Annotated in this window: 8 protein-coding genes; 7 read left to right on the top strand and 1 reads right to left on the bottom strand. The window is 64.1% G+C overall.

Features of this window, described 5'->3' with window-relative positions:
• Positions 1–42: 42 nt before the first annotated feature.
• The 7 genes from AC3RCM_RS04465 (at position 43) to AC3RCM_RS04435 (ending at position 7,782) form a co-directional block, all read left to right on the top strand.
• Positions 43–1,479, top strand: coding sequence for a TolC family outer membrane protein (locus AC3RCM_RS04465; protein ID WP_088513036.1), 1,437 nt, complete (start codon positions 43–45; stop codon positions 1,477–1,479).
• Positions 1,476–3,644, top strand: coding sequence for a type I secretion system permease/ATPase (locus tag AC3RCM_RS04460; RefSeq protein WP_003247299.1), 2,169 nt, complete (start codon positions 1,476–1,478; stop codon positions 3,642–3,644). The genes AC3RCM_RS04465 and AC3RCM_RS04460 overlap by 4 nt, the downstream gene beginning before the upstream one ends.
• Complete coding sequence (locus AC3RCM_RS04455) at positions 3,641–4,825, top strand: HlyD family type I secretion periplasmic adaptor subunit (protein ID WP_010952039.1); 1,185 nt, start codon at positions 3,641–3,643, stop codon at positions 4,823–4,825. Before AC3RCM_RS04460 ends, AC3RCM_RS04455 begins: the two co-directional genes overlap by 4 nt.
• 511 nt (positions 4,826–5,336) lie before the next feature.
• Positions 5,337–6,236, top strand: coding sequence for a chemotaxis protein (locus AC3RCM_RS04450; RefSeq protein WP_104886674.1), 900 nt, complete (start codon positions 5,337–5,339; stop codon positions 6,234–6,236).
• Positions 6,237–6,324: 88 nt separating this feature from the next.
• Positions 6,325–6,636: a hypothetical protein gene (locus AC3RCM_RS04445; RefSeq protein WP_014589718.1), complete on the top strand. Its 312-nt coding sequence runs from the start codon at positions 6,325–6,327 to the stop codon at positions 6,634–6,636.
• Positions 6,633–7,367, top strand: a complete 735-nt coding sequence (locus tag AC3RCM_RS04440) for a YkgJ family cysteine cluster protein (protein ID WP_064492571.1) — start codon at positions 6,633–6,635, stop codon at positions 7,365–7,367. The genes AC3RCM_RS04445 and AC3RCM_RS04440 overlap by 4 nt, the downstream gene beginning before the upstream one ends.
• A 190-nt stretch (positions 7,368–7,557) precedes the next feature.
• Entirely contained in the window at positions 7,558–7,782 is a 225-nt protein-coding gene (locus AC3RCM_RS04435; RefSeq protein WP_049586405.1) for a hypothetical protein, read from the top strand.
• 99 nt (positions 7,783–7,881) lie between these two features.
• On the opposite strand, the gene AC3RCM_RS04430 is transcribed toward AC3RCM_RS04435, so the two are convergent.
• The gene (locus AC3RCM_RS04430; protein WP_008435491.1) at positions 7,882–8,898 is read right to left on the bottom strand and encodes an IS30 family transposase; all 1,017 of its coding nucleotides are present in this window, start codon (positions 8,896–8,898) and stop codon (positions 7,882–7,884) included.
• Positions 8,899–9,025: the final 127 nt, after the last annotated feature.

Genomic DNA, 9,025 nt, shown 5'->3' with positions numbered 1-9,025 from the left:
TGAATGCCCGGCGGCATGGACGACCAGCAGTAAGGGAACTATGTGAAGCGAAGCAGTCCGCTGTCACCGCTGTTGCTGGGAGCCTTCGGGCTCCTGGCCCTGAACTTCCACCCGGTTGCCCAGGCAGCCGATGATATAGACCCCCACCTGCGCCAGATCGGGCCGTCGCTGCTACGCGATGCGCCCGAAGCGGTGCCCGCCCGCCCCCCCATCGGCATGGCCCCGGTCGCCAGTGGCGAACGGCTGAGCCTTACCGACGCAGTGCTGCAGGCAGCGCAATGGCACCCGAGCATCGCAGAGGCCATCGGCAACCTTTACAAGCAGGGCGAAGGCATCAACGTCGCCCGAGCGGGGTATTACCCACAGATTTCCGGCGGTATCCGCACCGGTTATGACACCGGCTATGGCGGCGACCGCAATAGCCAGGCCCTGAACCTGTCGCTCAAACAAATGCTCTATGACTTCGGCAAGGTCGACAGCGCCGTCAACGCGGCCCAGGCTGCCGCCGCCCGGGCACAGGCCAATATCCTGCTGGTGGTCGACGATCTGGCCCGCGACACAGCCTATGCCTGGATCGAAACCCGCCGCTACGAGCAGCTGATGACAATTGCCCGCGACCAGATTCGCGGCGTGGGCGACATTGCCGGCATGGCCCGCCAGCGCAGTGACATGGGCGCCAGCACCCGTTCCGACGTGGTACAGGCCGAGTCCCGCGTGGAAAGCGCCCGTGCCACCCTGGAGGAGTACCAGTCGCAGTACGAGCGCTGGCGCTCGACCCTGGCGGCGCTGATGGGCCGCGTTACCCCACCGGCACTGGCCGAAGGCTCACCCGCCGAGCTGAACCAGGCCTGCAAGCGCCCTGCACAGGGTGATGACCGCCTGCCCGCCGTGCTGATGGCCCTGGCCCAGCGCGCACAGGGCCAGGCAGAGCTGGCCCAGGCCAAGGCGGAGGCCTACCCTACCCTGTCGTTGCAACCGCAGGTCAATCATTACCTGGACGACGACTACAACCGCGATAACGCACGGCTGGACCGCACCCAGGCGGGCATCTACCTGAACGTCGAAGTTCCCATCTACCAAGGGGGCTCCATCAGCGCCCGCACCCGCGCTGCCGGCCACGCGCTGACCGCCGCCGACTCCGCCGAAGACGCCGCACGTCTGCAAGCGCGTCGAGGCCTGGCCGAGGCCAAGGCGCAAACCTCCGGGCTGGGCCGCCGACTGACCTCGCTGGAAGCACGCCAGGTCAGCATCCAGGAGGCACGCATGCTCTACGGGCGTCAGTACCTGGACCTGGGGACACGGCCACTGCTCGACCTGCTCAACGCCGAGCAGGAGATCTACCAGTCACGCTTCGAACTTGCCGGCACCCGCTCCGATCTGCTGCGCCTGGATGTCGACTGCCTGTACAACACCGGCGCCCTGCGCACGGCCTTTGGCCTTGAGGGGCGCAACCTGCAAGGTGTGGAGATCCAGCCATGAGTGATTCGATCGATGTGACCCTGCCCAACCAGGCGCCCGCGCCGGAGCAGGCCGCCGCCCACCGGCCAGACCTTGGCCCCTGGCTTGAGGTGATGTTGCAGGTGGCACACCACTACCGCCTGGACGTATCACCCCAGCGTATTCGCCTGGCCGCTGCGGAGGATGCCCGCCCGTTGAATGAAATCCTCCGCCACATGGCACGTCAGGCGGGGCTGGCATTGCGCTTCGTGCACTTCGATGCCAAGGGCCTGCGGCAATGGCGCACGCCGCTGGTGCTGGAGCTGGACGATGGGCAACTGGCGGTGGTCGAGTCGGTGACCGAAGAAGACGACCTGGCGGTGGTGTTCGCCGGTGACCAGGGCCTGACTTCGCGCCTGCCCCGCGACACCCTGAAAGGCCGTATCAACCGTGTTGCCCTGCTGCGCCCGGCCCGGCCACTGCGCGATGTGCGCACCGACGACTACACCGCGCCTTACGACCGCCACTGGTTCGCCCGCATCGTACTGCGCGACCTGCGTCCCTATGGGCAGGTGATGGTCGCGTCACTGGTGGCCAACGTGCTGGCGCTGGCCGGCGTGCTGTTCTCGATGCAGGTGTACGACCGAGTCATACCGGCCGAATCCCTGCCCACCCTCTACGTCCTGTTTGGCGGTGTGGTGTTGGCACTGGTGTTCGACTTCAGCATGCGCCTGCTGCGGCTAAAGGTGACCGACCTGCTCGGCAAGCGCGCCGACCTGCGGGTGAGCGACCTGGTCTACGGCCATGCCCTGCGCCTGCGCAACTCGGTGCGGCCCAAGTCCACCGGCTCGTTCATCTCGCAGTTGCGCGAGCTGGAGTCGATCCGCGACCTGATCACGTCCAGCACCGCCACGGTGCTGGCCGACCTGCCGTTCTTCCTGCTGTTCCTCTTCGTGTTCTGGCTGATCGGCGGCGTACTGGTGTTCATCCCGCTGGTCGCGCTGCTGGCCATGGTGTTGCCCGGGTTGCTTGCACAACGGCGCCTGGCACGGTTGGCCAATGCCTCGATGCGTGAGTCGGCGCTGCGCAACGCCATGCTGGTGGAAAGTATCCAGGGCCTGGACGAGATCAAGGCACTGCAGGCAGAGGCACGCTTCGAACGGCAGTGGAACCAGTACAACGCGGCTTGCGCGCACACCAACCTGCGCCTGCGCACCCTCACCAACGGCCTGGTGACCTGGACGCAGAACGTGCAGGGTGCCGTGTTTGCCGTGGTCATCGTGATCGGCGCCCCCATGGTCATCGCCGGCGACCTCACCACGGGTAGCCTGGTGGCGGCATCCATGCTTTCATCGCGGATGATGGCGCCGCTGGCCCAGCTGACCCATGTGCTGACCCGCTGGCAGCAGGCCAAGGTCGCGCTGCAAGGCCTGGACAAGCTGATGCAGTCGCCGGTCGACCACCCCGAAGGCGAAGCCCGCGTGCACCTGCCGGCCATTCACGGCGAGTACCGCCTGCGCCAGGCCAACTTCCGCTACAGCGAAGACTACCCGCCAGTGCTGAACATTGGCCGGCTGGATATCCAGCCGGGCGAGCGCATTGCCGTGCTGGGCCGCAACGGCGCCGGCAAATCAACCTTGCTGCAGGCGCTGGGTGGGGCCATGGACCTGGTACAGGGCGAGATCAGCCTGGACGGCATCGCCATGGCCCACCTCGACCCTGCTGACCTGCGCCGTGACGTCGGCCTGCTGCCGCAGTACGCGAGGCTGTTCCACGGCACCCTGCGGGAAAACCTCACCCTCGGCGCCGGCCAGGCCAGCGACCAGGAACTGGTGGCCGCGCTGGCCGCCACTGGCGCACTGGACTTCGTCCGCCGCCTGCCCAAGGGCATGGACCACTTGATCCTCGAAGGAGGCCTGGGCTTGTCTGGCGGCCAGCGCCAAGCCCTGGTGCTGTCGCGCCTGCTGGTACGCCAGCCGCAGGTACTGCTGCTGGACGAGCCAACCGCGTCGCTGGACGACATGACCGAGCGCAAGCTGCTGGATAACCTGGAGCGCTTCTGTCAGGGCCGTACACTGGTGATCGCAACCCATCGCCTGAGTGTTCTGCAGCGGGTCGACCGCATCCTGGTGCTGGACGCCGGGCGCATCGTCATCGATGACGCGCGCGATGCCGCGCTGGCCAAACTGCAGGGAGCCCAGGCATGAGCAACCATGAACTCCCGGCTTCCTACCTGGACGGGCAGGACGACCAGGCGGTATTCCGCGCCGGCCGCATCATCACCCTCTGCGCGCTGATGCTGGCGGCGTTCCTGGCCTGGGCGGCCTGGTTCGAGGTGACCGAGGTATCCACCGGCACAGGCAAGGTCATTCCAAGTTCGCGAGAGCAGGTCATTCAGTCGTTCGAGGGCGGTATCGTCGCGCAGATGAGCGTGGCCGAAGGTGACCTGGTCGAGCGCGGCCAGGTGCTGGCCCAGCTCGACCCGACCAAGACGGCTTCCAGTGTGGGTGAAAGCGAAGCCAAGTACCGCGCTGCCAGGGCCAGCCAGGCCCGCCTGCAGGCAGAGGTGACCGGCAAGCCACTGACCTTCCCGGAGAGCCTGCGCGACTCTCCCGACCTGATCGATGCCGAAACCGCGTTGTACCAGACCCGCCGTCGCGGCCTGGAACAGACCCTGGCGGGCATTCAGGACTCGTTGCAGCTGGTGCGCAGCGAGCTGAAAATCACCGAGAACCTGGCAAAGATGGGGGCCTCCAGCCGAGTTGAAGTGATCCGCCTGAACCGCCAGCGTTCCGAGTTGGAACTCAAGGCCAACGAGGCACGCTCGGACTATCTGGTGCGCGCCCGGGAAGAACTGGCCAAGGCCAGCGCCGAAGCGGACGCCCTGTCGGAAGTGATCCGCGGGCGCAGCGACTCGCTCACCCGCCTGACCCTGCGCTCGCCGGTGCGCGGCATCGTGAAGGACATCGAGGTCAACACCCTGGGTGGCGTGGTGCAGCCTGGTGGCCAGGTGATGAAGATCGTGCCGATGGACGAACGCCTGCTGATCGAAACCCGCATCGCGCCACGGGACATCGCCTTCATTCACCCCGACCAGGCGGCCAAGGTCAAGATCAGTGCCTATGACTACTCGGTATACGGCGGGCTGGATGGCAAGGTGGTGGGCATCTCGCCGGATACCCTGCAGGACGAGGTCAAACCGGAAATCTACTACTACCGCGTGTTCATCCGCACCGAACAGGACAGCTTGCAGAACAAGGCCGGCAAGCGTTTTGCGATCGTGCCAGGGATGATTGCCACGGTGGATATCCGAACGGGCGAGAAAACCATCCTCGATTACCTGATCAAGCCGCTGAACCGAGCCAAGGAGGCCCTGCGTGAACGCTGATCCAGGCGTTTACACACCTCCCCCTGTGGGCGTGGACATGCCCGCGAACACCGGCGAAGCCGGTGCCATGTACCGCGTCGCACGCTTCGCGGGCATGCCCGCTCCCACAAGTCCACCCTAGCACTCTTGGGTAGTGGGCATCTCGCCGGACACCCTGGCCAGAATCCATCCTCGGTTACCTGTTCAAGCCGCTGAACCGGGCATCTACACACATGCCCGCTCCCACAAGGGTCCCAGGCGCTCCGGAGTAGTGGCCATCTCGCCGGAAACTCTGGCCAGAATCCATCCTCGGTTACCCTTTCAAGCCGCTGAACCGGGCATTTACACACATCCCTGTGGGGCATGCCCGCGAACACCGGCGAAGCCGGTGCCATGTACCGCGTCGCACGCTTCGTGGGCATGCCCGCTTCCACAAGGGTCCCTAGCCCTCCTGGGTTCTGTGCAAAATGCCTAAAGCCCAACCCAAACAGGCCGATAACCGGTTATCCCCTGCTCCTCACCGAAGGTCACCATGGCCACGCAAAATGCCCGCGCGGATTCGCTATCCCTGCTGCTGTTCACCCTGCGCAGCGGCAAGCTGATGGCAATCAACCTGCTCAAGGTCAGCGAGATCATCCCCTGCCCGCCGCTGACCAAGCTGCCTGAGTCGCACCCCCACGTAAAAGGTGTGGCAACCCTGCGCGGCCACTCGCTGTCGGTCATCGACCTGTCCCGCGCCATTGGCGAACAGCCACTGGTCGACCCGCAGGGTGGCTGCCTGATCGTTACCGAGATCAGCCGCTCGCGCCAAGGCCTGCATGTACAGGCGGTCAGCCGCATCGTGCATTGCCTGAGCACCGACATCAAACCGCCGCCCTACGCCTCGGGCACCCGCTCGTTCATCACCGGTGTGACGCGCGTCGACAACACCCTGGTGCAGGTGCTGGACATCGAAAAAGTCATACACGCCATCGCCCCGCCCGTCGCCGAGCCAGTGCACAGCACCTTGAGCGAAGAAGATGCCAGCCTGCTGGCCGCCGCCAACATCCTGGTGGTGGACGACAGCCAGGTGGCCTTGCAGCAGTCGGTGCACACCCTGCGCAACCTCGGTATCGAATGCCACACCGCGCGCAGCGCCAAAGACGCCATCAATGTGCTGCTGGAGCTGCAAGGCACCGCGCAGGAGATCAACATCATCGTCTCCGACATCGAAATGAGCGAAATGGACGGCTACGCCTTCACCCGCACGCTGCGTGAAACCCCTGACTTCCAGCACCTGTACGTGCTGCTGCACACCTCGCTGGACAGTGCCATGAGCAGTGAAAAGGCGACCCAGGCCGGGGCCAATGCCATCCTTACCAAGTTCTCCTCGCCAGAGCTGACCGATTGTCTGGTGGTGGCTGCGCGTACCGTGGTGTTCGCCGAGCACTGATATATTCAGCGACAAACTCCCCGGCTTGCCGCCGGGGGTGACTCGGGCATAATTCGCGCCCCTCGCAAGAAAATTGCCGGAATCGCGTATGAAGCTTCTCAGCTCTATCTTGATCAGCTGCGCCCTCTTCAGCGGTATTGCCCAGGCCTCCAGTAGCCAGGCCTGGAACGAGCAGCGCCAGCAGATGCTCAAGGCTTGCCTGACCGCCAGCCAGTTCAAGGACGCCCATGCCCGCGGCAAGCCCGCCGAGTTCGATGACCAGGCCGGCATGAGTGCCCTGCTGATCGAAGGCGTCTACCCACAGAAACACATGCAGCAGCGCACCGGCACCGAGCTGTGCCTGTACGATCGCCAGCACCAGCGTGCGTTCGTCAGTGAATGGAGCCCGGAAGCCAAGTGACCGACCGCTTACGTTTCGGCTGTACCGGCTGCGGCAAATGCTGCACCGGCCACCATGTGCCCCTGACGCTGGCCGAAGCGCGTCGCTGGGCGGACGATGCCGGCCAGGTGGTGGTACTGATCGAGGCCTTCGTCGTGGACGGCCCCGGCATGCCGCTGGATCAGCGTGACCATGTGCTGCGACGCTCCCACCCGGTGCATTGCGGCGAGGGCGAGGCACGCGTCTCGGTGACCTTTGCTGCATTCAACCCCGGACGTTGCCGTAACCTCGACGCCAACGACCTCTGCACCATCTATGAGCAGCGCCCACTGGTCTGTCGCATCTATCCGGTAGAAATCAACCCGCATATTCCCCTGCGGCCAGACAGCAAGGACTGCCCGCCGGAGGCCTGGCAACAGGGGCCGGAGCTGATTCTCGGCACGCAACTGGTCGATGTGGAACTGCAGGCGCTGGTACAGGCTTCGCGCCAGGCCGACCGCGATGACATTGCCGCCAAGGTGGCGGTGTGCCAGGCATTGGGCATGACGACCAGTGCGCTCAAGGGTAACGGTTTTACCGCCTACTTGCCGGATATGGGGGCGTTTGCTGCGGCGCTGGCGCAGGTACAGGGGAATGAAGGGGCGCAGTGGACCTTGCATGTGCAGGATGAAGCGCTGACGGCAAGCTTGCAGGCATTGGGTTTGCGCACAACCCATGAAACCCCGGTTTATTACGCCTTTATCGGCTTCTAGCCGGCCAAGGCGGCGCCCTGTGCAGGCGCCCTAGCACGGGGCTTTCGCCGAAAGCCCCGTTGTTTCCCCCTAGGATCGTTACCTTTTGCGCAACAGTGCTTATCGCACTTCGCTCTGTTTCGAGTGCACTGAAAGGACTAACTTTACCCCTGTCCTCATTAGCACTTGCACCGCAAGAAGGTAGTTTCAAATGTCCAACAGTATGGGTATTGCCAGCGTCTTCGTCCTGTCTTCCCTGTTGTTGTCGCCCCTGGCCATGGCCGAAGAATCCCCGGCATTCGTTGCCCGTAATGCAGAGATCGCGGCTGTCCATCAAGAGGCCCGTGACGCTGTAGCCGCAAACAAGGCCGATACCGTAAAAGACGCGAAACAGACAGCTTCCAAAGTCAGCGTCGATACCAGTGCCGACAGCTGATCACGCACTGTCGCTACTCCCGTTTTCCCTTGGCTACGCCATGGGCACCCCCGGTGCCGATATGTTAGCCGGCGGTTGCAGGAGCTGAGTGCAACACAGTTACTGGATTGAGGCGGGAGCCTCGTGATGCTTGGCCATCAGCTCGGTCATGACCTCGATGGGGCACTTGAAACCGAAGCGCTTACGCGGTCGGATGTTCAACTCGTAGGCAATCGCATCCAACTGCTCTTGGCTGCACACCGACAGATCCGTGCCCTTGGGCAGGTACTGGCGGATCAGTCCGTTGATGTTCTCATTGCTGCCGCGCTGCCAGGGGCTGTGCGGGTCGCAGAAGTAAATTGCCACCCCGGTCTTCTGGGTGATTTCCGCGTGACGCGCCATCTCCCGCCCTTGGTCGTAGGTCATGCTCTTGCGGGCCGCCAGCGGCATATGGTTCAGCGCCGAACTGAAGCCTTCCACGGCCGAGGTCGCCGTCGCGTCTTGCATCTTCACCAGCATCAGGTAGCCGCTGGTGCGTTCGACTAGCGTACCCACGGCCGATGCGTTGGCTTTGCCCTTGATCAAGTCGCCCTCCCAATGTCCCGGCATCACGCGATCCTCGATCTCCGGCGGACGCACATGGATGCTGACCATGTCCGGGATCTGGCCACGGCGATCTACGCCGCCAGAACGCGGACGGCGGGAGGTTTTGCCTTGCCGCAGGCAGATGATCAGCTCCTTGCGCAGTTCGCCGACCGGCAGGGCATAGATCGCGTTGTAGATCGTCTCGCGGCAGACGTAGGCGTCTTCGAAGCTTGGGGATTTCATGGTTCGCAGCTTGCCGGCAATCTGCTCGGGAGAAAAGCGCTGTCGCAGCAGGTGGGCGACCAGCTCGAACAATTCGTTGCCGGGCACCAGCTTTTGCCGGGGCCGGCAGGGCAATCGACGATCGCGCATGGCTTGTTGGGCATGCTGGGTGGTGTACTCACCCCGGGCATCACGATTGCGACGGATCTCGCGACTGATCGTTGAGGGGCTGCGGTTGAGCATTCGGGCAATGGCGCGCTGGCTCATGCCACGCAGCAGACTGACCTGGATATCGGAGCGTTCTTCAACGCTGAGTTCGTGATAAGACATGGCAACACCCTACCGGAAAGGTCAGGTGTTGCACTCAGTTTTTGCCGCCGCCGCCTTTTAAAGCCGCTGCCGATCAGCGGCTTTTTTTATGTGCTTTAACGCTCAGCCCGGCTGTAACGTGTACCTA

Source organism: Pseudomonas sp. GW823-FHT05G12 (assembly GCF_058795575.1).
Note: the sequence above shows the minus strand (reverse complement) of the source record. Positions and strands in the feature narration are given on the sequence as shown.

Coding starts and splice junctions, on each gene's coding strand:
- AC3RCM_RS04460 (WP_003247299.1), top strand. CDS start 1,476: ATGAGTGATTCGATCGATGTGACCCTGCCCAACCAGGCGCCCGCGCCG.
- AC3RCM_RS04455 (WP_010952039.1), top strand. CDS start 3,641: ATGAGCAACCATGAACTCCCGGCTTCCTACCTGGACGGGCAGGACGAC.
- AC3RCM_RS04450 (WP_104886674.1), top strand. CDS start 5,337: ATGGCCACGCAAAATGCCCGCGCGGATTCGCTATCCCTGCTGCTGTTC.
- AC3RCM_RS04445 (WP_014589718.1), top strand. CDS start 6,325: ATGAAGCTTCTCAGCTCTATCTTGATCAGCTGCGCCCTCTTCAGCGGT.
- AC3RCM_RS04435 (WP_049586405.1), top strand. CDS start 7,558: ATGTCCAACAGTATGGGTATTGCCAGCGTCTTCGTCCTGTCTTCCCTG.
- AC3RCM_RS04430 (WP_008435491.1), bottom strand. CDS start 8,898: ATGTCTTATCACGAACTCAGCGTTGAAGAACGCTCCGATATCCAGGTC.